We start from the raw sequence: 17,088 nt of genomic DNA on the forward strand, positions 1-17,088 counted from the left end.
GCCGCCGCTCCGGTCCTGGATCGGATCCGTCACTTGGACAGATCTTCCAGCGGCATCGATATCTCGGCGAAGACACCCTCGGGCCGGAATTCATGGGTGACTTCGCTTGAAATGACCTTGGCCAGGCTGCGGCGGATGAGAATCGAGCCGAAGCCGTGGCGCTGCGGCGGGGCGACTTCAGGGCCGCCGCTTTCGCGCCAGGTCAGCACCAGGCGCCGGTCGCCCTTCCTGCCTTGTGTCTTCCAGTCGAGATCAACCTTGCCGGATGCAACCGACAGCGATCCATATTGCAACGCATTGCTGGCCAGTTCGTGCAGGATGAGCCCGAGGCCAACGGCCTGGTCGGGCGACAGCAAAAGGTCGGCCCCGGAGATGGTGATACGCGGCTGGTTGTCGGTGTCAAAGGGCCTGATCTCGATCTGGACGAGTTCGCGGATGCCGATGCCGCGCCACTCGCGATCGGACAACAGATTGTGGGCGATGCCCAATGCCTGAAGCCGTGCGCCAAAGGCGTCGAGGAATTCGCTCGGCTGGCGGGCGTGACGCACGGTCTGCGTCGCCAGCGCCTGGACGGTCGCCAGTGTGTTCTTGACGCGGTGGTTGAGCTCACGCAGCAGGAGCCGCTGCCGCTCTTCGCCGAGCTTGCGTTCGGAAATGTCGTAGTTGACGCCAAAGATCAGCGTCGGCTTGCCGTCGCCGTCGCGCTCGATGACGCTGCCGCGCGTGGCCACCCAGCGCGGCGGGTGAAAGTCCTTCACCCGGTATTCGCCGAAATAATCGTCGCTGCCGGTCAAGGCGTCGCGAAAGCGGGTTTCGGTCTGATAGACGTCGCGCGGATCTATGGCGGTCAGGATGTCGCGCGCCCGCAGCCGGGTCGAACGCGGCAGGTTGAACAATTCCGACAATCGCACATCGCATTCGATGATGTCGGTGCGGACATCCCATGCCCAGCTGGCCAGCGATGCCGCATCGAGCGCGATGGCACGCCGCTTCTCCTCGCGCGCAAGCGCTGCCTCGGCGATGGCGCCGCTGCGGGTCGCGTCCTTCAAGGTGAACAGGCTGGCGGCAAGGCCTGCCAGCGTCTTCAACTGGTCGAGCTTGGCCTGTGACGGAAAGGCATGTGGCTTGCGGTCGAGCACGCACAGCGTGCCGATCCTGGCGCCTGCCACGAGCATCGGCGCGCCGGCATAGAAACGCACGTGGTGCTTGCCGGTGACCAGCGGATTGGCCTTGAAACGCGGGTCCGTCGTCGCGTCGGTCACCACCATGGGATCGTCGCCGGCGGCGATGGCGTGGGCACAGAAGGAGATGTCGGTCGGGGTTTCGGTCTCGTCGAGCCCAAGGCAGGACTTGAACCATTGCCGCTCGACATCGACGAGCGTCACCAGGGCGATCGGCACCTGCATCACGGACGCGGCAAGGCCGGTGATGCGGTCGAAATCCGGGTCGGCCGCTGTATCCAGCATCGCCAGCCCATGCAGCACGGCCAGCCGCTCTTCATCCTCTATCGAGCGCGCCACCTCGGCCGGCAGGCTCGCCCCTATTTCCGCCTTGCTATTCACCTCAATCCCCAATGCCCATGCCGGTCTTCGCCGTCTTGCCAACCCACCGGCCCGTCACGGGCTCGCTTTCCCGGAACCATCCTAGCAGGGAACCGTTACCCGACCGTGTTTTGCCGAGTGCGCCCACAGGCGCAGAACGAAACAAGGATCGGCCATGACCAAGATCATTCCCGAAGACAAGGCGCGACAGGGCCGATGGGGCTGGCACGGCCTGCGCATCCTGATCGCCGCGCTGCTGCTGGCTATCGCTGCCTGGGGCATCGCCGAAATCTATGGTGAGGTGGCCAAGACACCGGCGACGGAGCAGGGAAGTGCGCCGAGCGGCTAGGGCAATTGCGGGAAAGGCGTGAGGCGGCTCTCCGCCCGGAATGGCGTCAAGACAATGCTCTGTGTTCTCGGCCGTCATGGTTCGGGATAGCATCAGGCGGCCTTTGCCTCGGCGAGGCTTGCGGGCACCAGGACGTTCAGCGCACAAGGCTTGATCTCGATGGTCGTTTCCCGATCGAGCCGGACCAGTTCACCGTCCATGACGGCGCGGAACTTCCTGCTGCCGGAATGGATTTTCAGGACAGTGCGGTCGGCCTGATGGATTTCGACATGTTCATTGTCGCGCCATTTGCCGCGCGCCACGTTGAAGAGGAATTTCACCAGTTCGGCGCGCTGCTGCGCCACCGTGACATAGATGCCGAGCACGCCGCCCGAAGGGTTGTCCGCATAGGGGAGGTGGCCCTCGCCGAACAGATTGTTGGTGACGCCGATGCCTGTTATGCGGGCCGTCATCTCCGCGTCCCCGATGCTGAGCGTCACGTTCATCGCGGGCGGGTTCTTGATCGTCGCCCACGCCGCCTTGGCCGATGCTCCGATCTTGCCCAGGCGCGACCCAAATTCCATGCCTTGGCGCAGTTGCACCATCCTGGCATGCATGCCGATCGAGAACTGATGGACGAAGGGTTGGCCATTGGCCGTGGCCATGTCGACCGCGATGATCTCGCCGTCGGCGAAGGATTCCAGCGCGGCATCAAGCGATTGCGGAATGCCGAGACCGCGTGCGAACAGGTTCATGGTGCCGGCCGGCAATATGGCAAGCGCCTTTCTCTTGCCCATCAGCCTGGCGGCCGCGGCCGAAATGGTTCCGTCCCCGCCTCCGGCGAGCACGACATCGACGCTACGGCGCGAGGCAGCGCTGTCGAGGGTTTCCACCACGTCCTTGCCGGCAACGACATCAATGCTGAGAGCATGGCCTGCCGTCTCCAGTGTCTGGCGCATCTTGTCGGAAAGGGCGGCGAGGTCGGTGGTGCGCAAGGTGCCGCCGTCTCGGTTCAGCACCGCCGCAAATTTCATGCCCCGCTCCGTTTGCCAGCCAAAACGCGCCGGGCGAGCCCAGCCGCAGGCTGAAACGTGGCAATACGGGAAAGGTTCCGTTGGAAGGGTGCAATTCAGCGCATGTTCTCAAGCCGCCGCGCAACCGCTCCGTGTTTCTGGCCGCCGACTCCGGGCCGATTTTGTCGGAACAACAGCATGGTCACGACGTTGTGAACCCGTGGAGATGCCACGCCCGATCTTCCCAGCGACGGTTCAATCGGGCGCGGCGTGCACGAAATCACGCACGAGGAGAGACTATCATGATCCGCACCCTTTTAGCCACAACCGCACTCGCAACGCTGATCGCGACCGGCGCCTTCGCACAGAGCGCGACCCCGGCTCCAGCGGGCGCACCTGCCGTTCAGGAGCCAGCCGCAGCCGCTTCGGTGCCGCGCGCCGAAGGCAGCATCGTCACCAACATCATCGGCGAATCCGTCTATAACGGCACGGGCGACGATGCCGAGAACATCGGCAAGGTCAGCGATGTCGTCTTCGACAAGGACGGCATGGCGAAATCCGTCGTTATCGGCGTCGGCGGCTTTCTGGGCGTAGGCGCGAAAAATGTCGCCTTCGAATACGACAAGCTGCAGTGGGCCGAGAAGAATGGCGACCGCTGGCTGGTTGCCCACACAACCAAGGAAGAATTGAAGGCGCATCCGGAGTTTGACAGCAAGCCTTATGGACCCCCGCCAGCGCCAGCCGCGTCCACGGATGCGACAGCTCCCACGGCGCCGGCGACAACGGATACCGCGCAGAAACCTGTCGACATGAATGCCACCCCGGCGGAGCCGGTGAAGCGCGCCGACGGCAACCTTGCCACCAATATCCTTGGTGAGACCGTCTACAACGGTACCGGTGACGACGCGCAGAAAATCGGCAGTGTCAACGACATCGTGCTCTCCAACGAGGGCAAGGCCGAATCGCTGGTGATCGGGGTGGGTGGGTTTCTTGGGCTAGGCGCCAAGAATGTCACCTATGATTTCGGCAAGGCACAGTGGGCGGAGAAGAACGGTGACCGCTGGCTGGTGGCGCAGACGACAAAGGAAGAGTTGCAGGCGCAACCGGATTTCAACCGCAAGGCCTATGATCCGGTACCGGCGACGACCGCATCCAACGAACCCGCGGCGACTGCACCGGCCACGACCTCGGCCCCGGCCACCGCTCCGGCGGACAAGACAGCCGAGGCTCCTGCCGCGACGGCTCCCGACCAGACGCAGACGGCAGCCATCGACAAGTCCACGCTGACCGCAATGCCGGTCGGCGAGATCAAGGCCGGCGACCTCAAGGGCACCACGGTTTACGGCGCCAATGATGCCAAGGTCGGCGAGATCAGCGATGTCGTGCTGACGCCCGACAACAAGACCGATGCCGTGATCGTCGACGTCGGCGGCTTCCTCGGCATTGGCGGGAAGGAGGTCGCGGTTGGCCTGGATAATCTTAAATTCATGACCGACAAGAACGGCAAGAAGTATCTCTACACGACCTTCACAAAGGAACAGCTGCAGGCGCAAACCGCCTATGACAAGGGCAGCTATGCCGAGAAGCGCGACCAGCAGCGGATGATTGTGAGGTAGGGCACTAGGGCAGTGGGCAGCAGGTGCGGCACGTCGGTGCCGGTATATCCAAACAGACTGCCTTACTGCCCTATTCCCTTATTGCCTTGCTCACATGGCCAACCACGCCATTTTCCGTCAACTCCGCCAGCGCCAGTGACTGGTCGAGATGTTCGGCCCGCCAGGCGAGAAGCCGCTCGGCGAATTCCAGGCGGGTGGACAGATGTGCGGGGCTGGTGGCGAGGTTGGTCAGTTCGCCAGGGTCTGTCTCGATGTTGAAAAGCAATGGCGGCAGGCCGCCGCCAAAATGCACATATTTGAATTTCTTGGTCCGGATGACCGCCAGATTGCACTGGCGTGAGGCAATGCCGAAATGCGCCTCGGCCTCGCCGCCTGCGATCGACCGGAAATCGAATTCCCAGTGCGCGGCATCGCGCCAGCTGGCCGGGGTTCCGCCGCTCAGGAATGGTTTCAGCGAACATCCGTCGAGATGCGGTTTGGGCGTCTCGCCAAGCAGGTCCATAAGCGTGGGCAGGATGTCTACGGCTTCGGTGAAGCGATCGATGCTGGTGCCGGCAGCCTTGCCATGCCGCGGATCGCGAATGATCAGCGGAATGTGGTAGCTGCCATCGAAATAGCCGCCCTTGCCCAGCATGAAATGGTCGCCCATCATCTCGGCGTGATCCGAGGTGAGAATGATGATGGTGTCGTCCCAGGCACCTGAAACCTTGACTGCCTGCCAGATGCGGCCAAGCTGTGCGTCGACCTCCGAGATCATGCCGTAATAAATCGCCCGGATGCGGCGGAAATCATCCTCGCTCCAGTCGTGCACCCTGCCTGCCGCGCCGGGACGGAACTTCGCGCGTTTCTGGCGGCCAAGATCATAGGCGAGGTACGGATGGCTCTGAGCTTCAGCCCGCCAGCTCTCCGCACGGTGAAACGCCGGGCCATCGGCCGGATCATATAGCGTGTTGTAGGGCTTCGGCACGATGAAGGGGGGATGCGGGCTGATGAAGGAGAGATGCGCGAACCAGGGCGTCGCCTGCTCCTGCTCGCCGAGCCAGCGGATGAACTCATCGGCGAGGAAAGCCGTCGGCGTATGGTCCTTCGAATAGACCGGCGGCGCCTCGGTCACCGCGTCGGCGTCGCCTTCCTCGTCCACGGGACGATGGATGTCGGGAGATCCGGCGCTGGTATCGATGCCGTGCAGCTTCAGCCAGGACAGCCACTGCTTCTGGTGCTCGGGCAGCAGTTGCCGCACGGTGAATCCAGGCAGTACGCCTTCGTAGCTTTTCAGCCTTGGATCGCCTGAACTCATGAGGCGCGGATCGAGCGACACGTCGGTGTAACCGAACAGGGTCGGATCGTAGCCAAGGCCGCGCGCGTGCAGAGCGATGTTGCCGTGGCGGGCATCAAGTGGCGAGCCGTTGCGGCAGACCCGGTTGTTCATCTGGTAGAGGCCGGTGTAGAGGCAGGCACGGGCCGGCGAGCAGGGCGCCGCGCCGCCATAGTGACGCTTGAACAGCACGCCTTCCGCGGCCAGCGCGTCGGCATTCGGTGTCTTGACCACGGAGTGGCCGGCGGCCGACAGGCAATCGCCGCGCCACTGGTCGCAAGTGATCAGGAGAACGTTGGGGCGTCTGGCTTTTCCTGTCACTCGCGATACCTTTCGCTGCATGTTCGATGCCGTTCATGGAAACGATTTCCCGCAACGGCGCAAGGCCGCCCCCATTAGCTAATTGGTGAACAAATCTCTTTTTATTGTTCACTTTTACAGCACAGTCCATTCTGCGTTTACCGCCTTTGCCGCAAGCGGAGGTGTCCTCATATTGGCTCGGACAGCGGCGAGGGCCGCACAAACACAAGGGAAGGAGCAAGACAATGCTCGACCAGATCAAGGGCCTGCACCACGTCACCTCCATGGCTGGGGATGCGCGCCAGAACAATGACTTCTTCACCCACAAGCTCGGCCTGCGCCGGGTCAAGAAGACAGTCAACTTCGACGCGCCCGACGTCTACCACCTCTATTATGGCGACGAGGTCGGCACGCCCGGTTCGGTGATGACCTATTTTCCGTTTCCCAACATCGGCAAGGGCCGCCGCGGCGTCGGCGAAGTCGGCACCACGGTCTACTCCGTGCCGCAAGGCACGCTCGCCTATTGGGAAAAGCGCTTCGCCAACGAAGGCGTGGCGGATGTCTCCCGCGAGGAGAGCTTCGGTGAGCAACGGCTCAGATTTGCGGGTCCCGACGGCGACGGTTTCGCGCTTGTCGAAGCCAAGGTCGACAGCCGTGCGCCCTGGGTGAAGGGCGGTGTTCCGGCCGACGAAGCGATCCGTGGCTTCCACTCGGTCGCGCTTCGGCTGAAGGATGGCGGCGCCACCGAGGAGCTCTTGAAATTCATGGGCTACGAGGAGATCGAGAAATCAGGCAATGTCAGGCGGCTGGCCGTCAAGAACGGCAATGGCGCCGATGTCGTCGATATAGAATCGCTGCCGACCGCGGCCTTCGCCGATCTCGGCGCCGGCTCCGTCCACCACGTCGCCTTCGCCGTCGAGAACCGCGCCAAGCAGCTCGAAGTGCGCAAGGCGTTGATGGATACGGGTTATGGGGTGACGCCGGTGATCGATCGCGATTACTTCTGGGCGATCTATTTCCGCACGCCGGGCGGCGTGCTGTTCGAAGTCGCCACCAACGAGCCGGGGTTCGACAAGGACGAGGACACCGCGCATCTGGGCGAAGCGCTGAAGCTGCCGACGCAGCATCAGCATCTGCGGCCCTATCTCGAACAGCATCTGCAGAAGCTGGAAGGCTGAGACCATGAGCAAGGACGCTTACATCCACAAGGTGCTGCCCGGTTCGCCGGGCGGCCCCATGCTTTTCGTCTTCCACGGCACCGGCGGCGACGAGACCCAGCTTCTGTCGCCCGGGCGCGATCTCGTGCCCCAGGCCACCATCATCTCGCCGCGCGGCGATGTGTCGGAACACGGCGCGGCGCGCTTCTTCCGCCGCACCGGTGAGGGCGTCTACGACATGGACGACCTGGCGCGGGGGACAAGCAAGATGGCTGAATTCGTCAAGGCGCATGTCGAGGCGGCGAAGCCGTCGGCGGTGCTGGGCCTCGGCTATTCCAATGGCGCCAACATATTGGCGTCCGTGGTGTTCGCCGAGCCAGGTCTGTTCGACGCCACGGTGCTGATGCATCCGCTGATCCCGTTCGAACCGAAGGTGGAGGGCAACCTCGCCGGCCGGCACATCCTGCTGACCGCCGGCAAGCGCGATCCGATCTGCCCGCCGAACCTGACGACACGGCTCGAAGCCTATTTGCGTGCCGACGGCGCCGATGTCACAGTGGAGTGGCACGAAGGCGGGCACGAGGTGCGGCCAAATGAAATCGAGGCGGCGCGGCGGCTCTTTGCCGGTGTCGCTCAAGGAGTTTAGAAATGCCCGACCAACTGCCTGAGATCGAACTGGAAGACCGCGGCTCCAAGGGCCGCTATGTCCTGCGTGGCCCCGGAGGCGCCGAGGCCGAGATGACCTTCACCAAGATCGGCGAGCACCAGATCATCATCGACCATACCGAAGTGCCGGACGCGTTTCGCGGCCAGGGTGCCGGACTTCGGCTGGTCACCCGCGCCGTCGAGGATGCGCGCGCGGCGGGCAAGACGATCATTCCGCTTTGCCCGTTCGCCAACGCCCAGTTCCGCCGCCATCCGGAATGGGCCGACGTGCTGAAGCGGTAGCGAGCGCGGCACTTCGTTGATAGACGGCAGCGGGGGGATAAGGGGCAGCTCCCGCTGCCAGTTGGCTTTGTCATTTGCCGCGACCGGATATCTTGCCTAGATATGATATCTCGCCGTGCCGACAAACGAACTGAATGATCCCCTGATGACCGAAACAGACCTCGTCCCCGTCTTCGACGGCCACAACGATACGTTGCTGCGCCTTTATCAGTCCAAGAACGTGGACGTCGAAAAGCTGTTCGTCGAGGGGAAATCGGGCGGTCACATCGACCTGCCGCGCGCGAAAGCCGGCGGCTTTGCCGGCGGTATGTTCGCGATCTTCCCGCCACCGGTCGAGAAGGCCAGGCGAAGCGCCGTGCCATTGGCGCCCAGCGACAGCGAGCCACTGCCGCCGGAGGTGCCGCGCGCCGATGCGCTCAATTCGACGATTGCGATGGCTTCGATCCTGTTCCGGCTGGAAAGGGCCGGGGCGCTTGCCGTCTGCCGCAGTGCCGGCGACGTGCGCAACGCCATGGCGCAAGGCACGGTTGCCGCCGTCTTCCACATCGAGGGCGTCGAGGCGATCGATCCCGAACTCACCATGCTCGATGTGCTGCATGCCGCCGGCCTGCGTTCGCTCGGCATCGTCTGGAGCCGTCCAAATGCCTTTGGCCACGGCGTGCCGTTCCGCTTTCCGTCCTCGCCGGACACGGGCCCGGGTCTGACCGATGCCGGCAAGGCGCTGGTCAAGGCCTGCAACGAGCTGAAGATCATGATCGATCTTTCGCATCTCAACGAAAAAGGCTTCCGCGATGTCGCCGGGCTCAGCGATGCGCCGTTGGTCGCCACGCATTCCAACGTGCATGCGATATGCGGCCACTCGCGCAATCTGACCGACTGGCAGCTCGGCGCGATCCGCGAGTCCGGCGGCATGGTCGGGCTGAACTTCGCCACCGGATTCCTGCGCGAGGATGGCCGCATGAACGCCGATACCAGCCTCGACGTCATGGTGCGCCATGTCGATTCCCTGCTGCAGGCGCTGGGTGAGGATGGCGTCGGCCTCGGCTCGGATTTCGACGGTGCGATGATCCCGGCCGTCATCGGCGACGTCGCCGGCCTGCCGAAGTTGATCGATGCGCTGGCCGCGCGTGGTTTTGGCCGTGCGCTGATCGAGAAGATCGCTTACCGCAATTGGTTGAGCATGCTTGAGCGCACGATAGGTTGAGGGCTATCGATCGAAGCCCATGCGCTTCAGCCAGTCCCTGCCGACGCCGCGATCGCGGATGATCGGCAGCGGATCTTCAGAATCAAGCCGCGCGCAGATGCGGTAGACTTCGAGTGTTTCCGCGCTCATCTCATCGCGCTTGTAGAAGAACATGGCGGCGGCATAGCGCGTGCGGCCTGACCATTTTTCGCCGAGCGGCGTGTTGACCAGATCCCACTGCTCGGCGGCTTCCCCATCTTCTTGCTGCTTGTCCGCTTCGTCGGCCATGGTCAGAAATCCGCCGGCGGATTGGCGGTGCGGCGGTCGAGTTTTATGAAGGGCCGCGCCACCACCTTGGCCCGCTTCATCAGCTTCTGATATTGCAGCTCGCGCATGGCGTAGATCTCGACCCAGAGGTCGTCCACCATTGTATCACCATAGGGCCGCGCCAGCGAGGCGATGGCGATGTTGCGCTTGGCCATCGGCGACCACATGGCGGCGCTGACCAGGCCAACCTCCTGGCTTTTCTTGTGGTAGACGATGGCGTGTTCGGCGGGGATGTTGCCTTCGATCTCGAGCCCGACCAGCACATGGCGCAGCCTGCGTTTGGCGCGCGCTTCAAGAATGGCGCGGCGGCCGTTGAAGTGGCCTTTCTCCGGATCGATCATGAAGCCGAGCCCGATCTCGTCTGGCATGCGCAGGCGATCGGCGCGGATGGCATGTTCGGCGGCGGTGAAGTCGGCATTGGCAACGATCAGCCCGGCCTCGAGCCGTGCGCGGTTCAGCGCCGTGTAGCCGATGGCACGGATGCCGCGCGGTTCGCCCGCTTTCATCAGCCGGTCCCACAGGCTCAGCGCCTTGTCGTCGGCTACGAACAATTCGTAGCCCAGATCGCCGGTGAAGCCGGTGCGCGAGATGGTGACTGTGCCGCCGTCATGGGCGAACTCGGCGAGGTCGAAGATCTTCAGCCGCTCGACGCCGGTTAAGCCGGCATCGCGCAGCACGGCGAAGGAGGTTGGGCCCTGCAGGGCGAGCCCGGCGACGGCTTCGGTTTCTTCCTCGACGGTGACGTCGAATCCAATGGCGCTGTCCAGTAGCAAGGGCAGATGCCGCTCCTGCGAACACAGGCGAAAGCGCGTCGGCGACAGGCGAAACAGCGTGCCGTCGTCGAGGACAAAGCCCTGGTCGTCACACCAGGCGGTATAGTGGACACGGCCAGGTCTCAGCCTGGTCACGTCGCGCAAGGTCACGCGGTCGAGAAAGGCCTCGGCATCCGGTCCTTCGATCCGGTATTTGGTCATCGGCGAGATGTCGAACAGCGCCGCCTGGCTGCGGATGGCGAAATATTCCAGCTCCTCGTCCCACAGCGAATGCGGCGCGCGGTAGCCCGCCCAATTGTACCAGTCCTGAGTCCTGGCCAGCGCATCGAGGCGCGGCTGGAACGGGGTGCCGAGGCGCAGCGTGCGGAAATGACCTTGCGCGGCGATGCGTGCGGAAACGGCCGCACTGGCGGTCTTTGCAACGGGCTTCTTCCTGGTTGCCTGGGCCATGACCTACCTCTTCATCGCGATGATGCGCCGCGCGGCGTTGAGCCCGGGTGCGCCGGAGATACCGCCTCCGGGATGCGAGCCGGCACCAGCCAGGAACAATCCTTCAAGCGGCGTGTCGTAGCCGGACCAGCCCGAGACGGGACGCGAGATCAGCATCTGGTCGGCCTGCAATTCGCCGTGGTGCCAGTGGCCGCCCGGCATGCGGTAACGCGTCTCGATATCGGCCGGCGTCAGCAACTCGGCATGGACAACGCTCTTGCCGATGCCCGACGCGTAAGCCTCGAGCTGCGCCAGGACAGCCTTGAGGAATTTCGGCTTGCCGGCAGCCCAACCTTCCTTCAGTGCATAGGGCGCGTATTGCACCACAGCCGACAACACACAGGCCCCAGCAGGTGCCAGCGATGGATCGGCAAGGCTGGGCAGGGTGATCTCCATCACCGGCTCAGGTGAGAACTCGCCGTATTTGGACGGATTAAAGGCGCGTTCGACATGATCGGGCGAAGGCGCGATGACCAGCCTGCCCTTGTGGCCGGCGGCATCGACGCCGGCGAATTGCGGCGGCCGATCGAGCGCCAGATTGAGTTTCGCCGCGTCGCCTTTCATCCGAATGTTCTTCACCTTGCGCACGAAGCCGGTGTCGAGCTCGCGCGGCCCGACAAGGTCGAGGAAAGTTGTCGCCGGATTGATGGCGGAGATGACCGTCCTGGCGCGCAGCTCCTCGCCAGTGTCGAGCGCGACGCCGACGGAGCGGCCTTTCTCCACGATGATCTTTCCGACCGGCGCCGATGTCCGGATGGTGACGCCGGCCATTTCCGCCGCCGCGCGGATGGCGGCGACAACGGCGCCCATACCGCCTTGCGGCAGCATCTGTGCTCCGGATGCCCCGCCGGTCTCGCCGGCGAGGCGATAGTAGAGGCCGAGCAGCGAGGTCGGCGAGCGCGGGCCGAGATGGCTGCCGAGCGTCGCGTCGAAGGCGAGCAGGCCTTTCAGCCTGTCGTCTGCAAGCTGTTCGTCGAGCAGGTCGGCGACGTTCATGAGCAGCACGCGCAGGAAGTCGCGCATGTCTTCCTTGCCGAGCTTTTTCAGCGCCAGCGCGGTCTGGCCGAGTGAGGCGGTCTCGAGCAGCGACATGTCGGCAAGATCGGGCGCGCGGCGGGAGAGGAACGGCTTCAGGATGCCGGCATAACGCAGCAGCTGCGCACGCAATTCCTTCCAGGCCGATTGCTCGGAGGAACTGGTGCCGGTCAGCACTTCGCCATAGGCGCCATGCAGGACCAGCGATGGGCCGTCCTTCGACAGTGCCACCGATGGCAGGAAGTCCGCGCGGGCGACTTTGAGCCCGTGTTTCTCCAGCTCCAGCGTCTTCACCACGTCGGGATGCAGACGGTTCAGCACATGGGCGATCGACGAGACACGAAAGCCCGGCGCGAACTCCTCGGTGCGAGCGGCGCCGCCGGTTTCGCTGCCCGCTTCCAGCAGGAGCACCTTGCGACCTGCTTTCGCCAGCGTGCCCGCGGCGACGAGACCATTGTGGCCGCCGCCGATGACAAGCACATCCCATCTTGGTGCATCAAATGACGTCATGGGCCGGACTCATATGCGAGGTGGATTTGGCGAGATCGCGCAGGATTTCGGCGGCGGCATTGCGGCCGGGCGCGCCCATGACGCCGCCTCCCGGATGGGTGGAGGAGCCGCACATATAGAGGCCGCCGACCGGCGAGCGGTATTGCGCGTAGCCCGGCACCGGGCGATTGAACAGAAGCTGGTCGAAGGTCAGTTCGCCCTGGAAAATGTTACCTTCGGTGAGGCCGACCTCGGCTTCGATCTCGCGCGGCGTGCGCACCTCCATGTGGACGATGCGGTCGCGGAAGCCCGGCGAATACTCTGATATCTGCGCAATCACGCTCTCGGCGAAGCCGTCGCGATCGGCATCGGCCCATTCGCGGCCGTTCACCTTGGGTGGCGCGTATTGCACGAAGCAACTCATGAAGTGCTTGCCCGGCGGCGCCATGGTGGGGTCGAGCGTGGTCGGGATCACCATGTCGAGGAAAGGATCGGCCGACCAGCGCCCGGCCTTCCAGTCGTCATAGGCACGCTCCATGCGTTCCATCGAATCGGTGAAATGCATGTCGCCGCGATAGACCGGCGAATCCTTCGGCAGCGCCGGGAATTCCGGTAGCGAATCGAGCGCGATGTTGACCTTGCCGGAGGAGCCGCGGATCTTGAAGTTCCTGACCCGGCGCAGGAAAATGTCGGGCAATTCCTTTTCCTCGACAAGCTTCAGGAAGGTGCGCTTCACGTCGGCATTGGAGACGACGAGCTTGCCGTAAATCTCCTCGCCGCCGGCCAGCACCACGCCTTTGGCTTTGCCGCGTTGGACCAGCACATGGTCGACCTCGGCGCCGGTGCGGATGGTGCCGCCCGAGGCCTTGAACGACGCGGCCAGCGCCTTGGTGACCGCGCCCATGCCGCCGCGCGCATAGCCCCAGGCGCCGACCGAGCCGTCGACCTCGCCCATATAGTGGTGCAGCAGCACGTAAGCGGTGCCGGGCGACATCGGCCCGAGCGCGGTGCCGATGATGCCGGACAGAGCGAAGTTTGCCTTGATGACGTCGGTCTCGAAATACTCGTCGAGGAAGTCCGAGATCGACATGGTCCAGAAGCGCAGCGTCAGCGCCATTTCTTCCGCCGACAGGCCGGCAAACTTCCTGCCAAGATAAAGCAACTCGCCGAGGTCGCGCGGCTTGAGGCTGGTCGGGTCGGGCGCGGTGCGCATCAAAAGTGGCTGGATGAAACGGCACTGCCGCGTCACGTCGCGGGCGTAGCGGTCATAGGCTTCAGCGTCGCGTTTGGAGAATCGGGCGAATTCGCGCCGGTGCGCATCATGGTCGCGGTAGTTGGCGAGGTAGTCGCCGTCGCGGGTGAATACCGCGCCGCCCTCATAGGAGATGACCTGCAGGCCGAAGCGCGGCAGTTCCAGGTCGCGCATGATTTCGGGGCGGAACAGCGAGCAGACATAGGAGCAGTTGGAGTAAAGGAAGCCCGGCGTCAGTTCGCGGCTGGTGGCGGCACCGCCTAGCCAGTCGTTCTTCTCCACCACCAGCACGTCGAGCCCGGCGCGCTGCAGATAGCAGGCGTTGACCAGGCCGTTGTGTCCGCCGCCGATGACGATCGCGTCCCAAGCTTTCATTGTGGCCCAGTCTCTTTGTTTCCACGCAATTCCCAGGGGAAAGCGCTGTGCGGCTTTTCCGGGAAAACCGCTCACACTTTTCCTGGAATTGCGCTCCGCGACCCGCTGTTCATTTTTGCGTGATCTGTTCCCGAATATGCGGAATTTGGCATGGCATCAGCTGTTTTGTCCAGTCATTCTGAATGAATGTTCAACAAATTATGTTGCGTTTTCCCCGGCATGCGCTAGGCTTTGCCGGCGTTCGAACTGGGCAATCATCGATTGGGGATCGAGGGCTGATGATCGAAACGGCAGATGCCGAGCCGGAGTATGACGACACCGCGATCCGCTTCCTCGAGGCGCTGTGGGGCGAGGGCTACCTGTCGCCAGGCGGTCCCGGCGAGGTCGACCGGGTGGTCGAAGGGATTTCGCTCAACGGCAAGACGGTCCTCGATATCGGCTGCGGCTCCGGCGGCATCACCTTGCATCTGGTCGAGCGCCACGGCGCCGCTCACGCCACCGGCTTCGATGTCGAGCAGCCGGTGATCGAAGCGGCCAGACGGCGAGCAGCAGTGCGTGGCTTCGCAAATCGCGTCAACTTCGTTCAATCGCTTCCCGGATCGCTGCCTTTCACCGATCGTTCCTTCGATGTCGTCTTCTCCAAGGATGCGCTGCTGCATGTGCCTGACAAGGACGCGTTGTTCGCCGAGATTTTTCGTGTGCTGAAGCCGGGCGGCGTCTTTGCCGCGTCCAACTGGATGATCGGGCATGACGGCGAACCCTCGCCTGAGATGAAAGCCTATGTCGCCGCCGAGGGGCTGTCCTTCACCATGGCATCGCCGGCGCGCTATGCGCAGGCGATGCGAAGCGCGGGCTTTGCCGACATCACCGTGCGCGACCGCAACCCGTGGTACCGGGAGGTGGCGCGCGGGGAACTCGCACGGCTCAAGGGACCGCTCTACCGCCAGGCTGCCGCCGCGGTCGGCGCGGCCTATGTCGACAAGAACATCAAGACCTGGGAGGCAATGCAGAAGGTGCTTGACAGTGGCGAGCACCGTCCCACTCATCTGCGCGGTTGGAAGCCGGTTGGATAGCCGGCAATGCTGGAGACCGTCACATCCATGAAGACTTCCGAGGCCAGGGACGTTCTCGCCGAAACGACGCGAAAGAGCGACGCCGAAAAGCGCGGCCGCAAGGCTTCGAAGGAGGTCCGTCAATTGCAGCTGATCGAGGCAACGATCGATTCGCTGGCCAGGCGCGGTTACGCCGAGACGACGATGGCCGATGTCGCCGATGGCGCCGGCCTCTCGCGTGGCATCGTCAACTTCCATTTCGAGAGCAAGGAAAAGCTGCTGATCGCGACGCTGCAGCATATGTATGATGAGTACTCGGCGCATTGGCGCGCCGCACTGCAGAAAGCAGGCGACGATCCGGCACGGCAGCTGCAGCAGCTGGTGTGGGCCGACTTCGACCGCTCGATCTGCAACAAGCGCAAGCTCGCTGCCTGGCTGGCCTTCTGGGGCGAGGCCAAGTCGCGGCCGACCTATCAGGCGCTGAGCAGTTCGCGCGATAATTATTACCAGCAGGTCTTCATCGATCTCTGCACGGCGCTCAAGCAGAGCGGCGCGTATGCCTATGAGCCGCAGGTGATGGCGCTGGCGCTGTCGGCCATGCTGGAAGGTCTGTGGCTGCGGCTGATGATGGGCACCGAGGACACAACGCGCGAAACAGCCTTGCAGGCGGCCAATGCTTTTTTGGCCGCGGCCTTCCCGAAGCATTACGGTTAGCAACAGCCGGCCGCCAAGACCGGCAAGACCAAAAGAGGATGGAACAGCATGAAGAAACTCAGCCGACGCCTGACATTGACATTGGCGCTGGGCGGCGCGCTTGCGGCTTCGGCGGCAGCGTTCGCCGTCGCCGCGGACAAGGACCTGATCGTGTTCGACTGGTCCGGCTACGAGGACCCGAGCTTCCATCCGAAATATGTCGAGAAGAACGGCGATTCGCCGACCTTCGCCTTCTTCGGCGACGAGGACGAGGCGTTCGAGAAGGTCCGTTCCGGCTTCAAGGCCGATCTCGGTCACCCCTGCTCGCAGAGCGTGACGAAGTGGCGCGAAGCCGGGCTGCTGCAGCCGCTTGATACCTCGAAGATCACGGGCTGGAAGGACCTCAATCCCGGTATCATGGCGATGAAAAACCTCGCCACGACCGACGATGGCAAGGCGTGGTTCATGCCCTGGGACTGGGGCAACACGCAGCTCACCTACAACTCCTCCAAGATCGACGCCAAGGACGTGCAGTCGCTGAAGGCATTCGCAGATCCGAAGTTCAAGGGCCGGGTGTCGATCGGCGACAATGTCGACGATGCCTATGCGCTGGCCGCGCTTGCCATCGGCATGAAGGACTGGACCACGATGACGGACGACCAGTTCAAGCAGGCGTCCGACTTCCTGCGCCAGGTGCACAAGAACGTCCGCTCCTACTGGACCGACACCACCGACATCGTGCAGCTGTTGAGTGGTGGCGAGGTCGACCTCGCCTGGGCCTGGAACGATGCGACGGTGCAATCCGTCAAGGCAGGCGTGCCGATCAAGTCCGTAAAGGACACCAATGAAGGCATCTCGACCTGGGTCTGCGGTTACGTGCTGTTCAAGGACGCGCCCGGCAATATCGACAAGGCCTATGATTATCTCAACGCCGTCAACGATCCGGAGACCGCCAAGGTGCTGGTCAAGGACTGGGGCTATGGCCAGGCCAATGCCAAGGGCATGGCTGGCGTCGACCAGGCGATCCTGAAGGAAAAGGGCTATGACGACGTGCAGAAATTCGTCGACAAGACGCTGTTCCAGTCGCCGCTGCCGTCCGATCTCAAACTGAAGATGATCGCCGAATTCGAGAAGATCAAAGCCGGGTACTGAGCTGGTTCCACGGTCCGTCCGCTGCCGCCTCGGTGCAGCGGACGACCCTC

The 17,088-nt window shown here is 63.6% G+C and carries 16 protein-coding genes; 9 read left to right on the top strand and 7 right to left on the bottom strand.

Going from position 1 to position 17,088, the window contains the following annotated elements; all coding sequences use genetic code 11:
- Positions 1-29 precede the first annotated feature (29 nt).
- Positions 30-1,562, bottom strand: a complete 1,533-nt coding sequence (locus tag EB815_RS07900; protein WP_056575825.1) for a sensor histidine kinase — start codon at positions 1,560-1,562, stop codon at positions 30-32.
- A gap of 154 nt (positions 1,563-1,716) precedes the next feature.
- Here EB815_RS07900 and EB815_RS07905 point away from each other — a divergent pair, with 154 nt between their 5' ends.
- Positions 1,717-1,890: a hypothetical protein gene (locus tag EB815_RS07905; protein WP_081295025.1), complete on the top strand. Its 174-nt coding sequence runs from the start codon at positions 1,717-1,719 to the stop codon at positions 1,888-1,890.
- 92 nt (positions 1,891-1,982) lie between these two features.
- Here EB815_RS07905 and EB815_RS07910 read toward each other — a convergent pair whose 3' ends face one another.
- Positions 1,983-2,903 carry a diacylglycerol/lipid kinase family protein gene (locus EB815_RS07910; protein WP_056575830.1) on the bottom strand — a complete coding sequence of 307 codons (921 nt, stop codon included), beginning with the start codon at positions 2,901-2,903 and terminating at the stop codon, positions 1,983-1,985.
- A gap of 281 nt (positions 2,904-3,184) precedes the next feature.
- Here EB815_RS07910 and EB815_RS07915 point away from each other — a divergent pair, with 281 nt between their 5' ends.
- Complete coding sequence (locus EB815_RS07915; RefSeq protein WP_065005518.1) at positions 3,185-4,498, top strand: PRC-barrel domain-containing protein; 1,314 nt, start codon at positions 3,185-3,187, stop codon at positions 4,496-4,498.
- A gap of 70 nt (positions 4,499-4,568) precedes the next feature.
- Here the strand turns inward: EB815_RS07915 and EB815_RS07920 are convergent, their stop codons facing one another.
- Positions 4,569-6,134 (bottom strand): alkaline phosphatase family protein, encoded by a 1,566-nt coding sequence (locus EB815_RS07920; protein ID WP_056576528.1) that lies wholly within the window; start codon positions 6,132-6,134, stop codon positions 4,569-4,571.
- A 224-nt stretch (positions 6,135-6,358) separates the two neighbouring features.
- Between EB815_RS07920 and EB815_RS07925 the strand changes: the two genes are divergently transcribed.
- The 4 genes from EB815_RS07925 (at position 6,359) to EB815_RS07940 (ending at position 9,422) form a co-directional block, all read left to right on the top strand.
- A complete protein-coding gene (locus EB815_RS07925; protein WP_056575837.1) occupies positions 6,359-7,291 on the top strand; it encodes a VOC family protein in 933 nt (310 codons plus the stop codon).
- Between the two features lie 4 nt (positions 7,292-7,295).
- Positions 7,296-7,916: an alpha/beta hydrolase gene (locus EB815_RS07930; RefSeq protein WP_056575839.1), complete on the top strand. Its 621-nt coding sequence runs from the start codon at positions 7,296-7,298 to the stop codon at positions 7,914-7,916.
- A gap of 2 nt (positions 7,917-7,918) precedes the next feature.
- Positions 7,919-8,218 carry a GNAT family N-acetyltransferase gene (locus EB815_RS07935; RefSeq protein WP_056575842.1) on the top strand — a complete coding sequence of 100 codons (300 nt, stop codon included), beginning with the start codon at positions 7,919-7,921 and terminating at the stop codon, positions 8,216-8,218.
- 145 nt (positions 8,219-8,363) lie between these two features.
- Positions 8,364-9,422 carry a dipeptidase gene (locus EB815_RS07940; protein WP_056576531.1) on the top strand — a complete coding sequence of 353 codons (1,059 nt, stop codon included), beginning with the start codon at positions 8,364-8,366 and terminating at the stop codon, positions 9,420-9,422.
- A 3-nt stretch (positions 9,423-9,425) separates the two neighbouring features.
- On the opposite strand, the gene EB815_RS07945 is transcribed toward EB815_RS07940, so the two are convergent.
- Genes EB815_RS07945 through EB815_RS07960 form a run of 4 tightly spaced genes read right to left on the bottom strand, consistent with a single transcriptional unit; the run spans position 9,426 to position 14,141 of the window.
- Positions 9,426-9,689, bottom strand: a complete 264-nt coding sequence (locus EB815_RS07945; protein ID WP_056575846.1) for a hypothetical protein — start codon at positions 9,687-9,689, stop codon at positions 9,426-9,428.
- 2 nt (positions 9,690-9,691) lie between these two features.
- Positions 9,692-10,951 carry an aminomethyltransferase family protein gene (locus EB815_RS07950; RefSeq protein ID WP_056575849.1) on the bottom strand — a complete coding sequence of 420 codons (1,260 nt, stop codon included), beginning with the start codon at positions 10,949-10,951 and terminating at the stop codon, positions 9,692-9,694.
- A 3-nt stretch (positions 10,952-10,954) separates the two neighbouring features.
- The gene (locus tag EB815_RS07955) at positions 10,955-12,535 is read right to left on the bottom strand and encodes a phytoene desaturase family protein (RefSeq protein WP_056575852.1); all 1,581 of its coding nucleotides are present in this window, start codon (positions 12,533-12,535) and stop codon (positions 10,955-10,957) included.
- Positions 12,522-14,141 (bottom strand): phytoene desaturase family protein, encoded by a 1,620-nt coding sequence (locus EB815_RS07960; protein ID WP_056575854.1) that lies wholly within the window; start codon positions 14,139-14,141, stop codon positions 12,522-12,524. Before EB815_RS07960 ends, EB815_RS07955 begins: the two co-directional genes overlap by 14 nt.
- A 278-nt stretch (positions 14,142-14,419) precedes the next feature.
- Between EB815_RS07960 and EB815_RS07965 the strand changes: the two genes are divergently transcribed.
- Genes EB815_RS07965 through EB815_RS07975 form a run of 3 tightly spaced genes read left to right on the top strand, consistent with a single transcriptional unit; the run spans position 14,420 to position 17,038 of the window.
- Positions 14,420-15,214 carry a class I SAM-dependent methyltransferase gene (locus EB815_RS07965; protein ID WP_056575856.1) on the top strand — a complete coding sequence of 265 codons (795 nt, stop codon included), beginning with the start codon at positions 14,420-14,422 and terminating at the stop codon, positions 15,212-15,214.
- Positions 15,215-15,220: 6 nt separating this feature from the next.
- On the top strand, positions 15,221-15,907 hold the full coding sequence (betI, locus tag EB815_RS07970) for a transcriptional regulator BetI (RefSeq protein ID WP_056575858.1): 687 nt from the start codon (positions 15,221-15,223) through the stop codon (positions 15,905-15,907).
- Positions 15,908-15,955: 48 nt separating this feature from the next.
- Positions 15,956-17,038: an ABC transporter substrate-binding protein gene (locus EB815_RS07975; protein WP_027041849.1), complete on the top strand. Its 1,083-nt coding sequence runs from the start codon at positions 15,956-15,958 to the stop codon at positions 17,036-17,038.
- Positions 17,039-17,088: the final 50 nt, after the last annotated feature.

It is taken from the genome of Mesorhizobium loti, assembly GCF_013170705.1.
Taxonomy (GTDB): domain Bacteria; phylum Pseudomonadota; class Alphaproteobacteria; order Rhizobiales; family Rhizobiaceae; genus Mesorhizobium; species Mesorhizobium loti_D.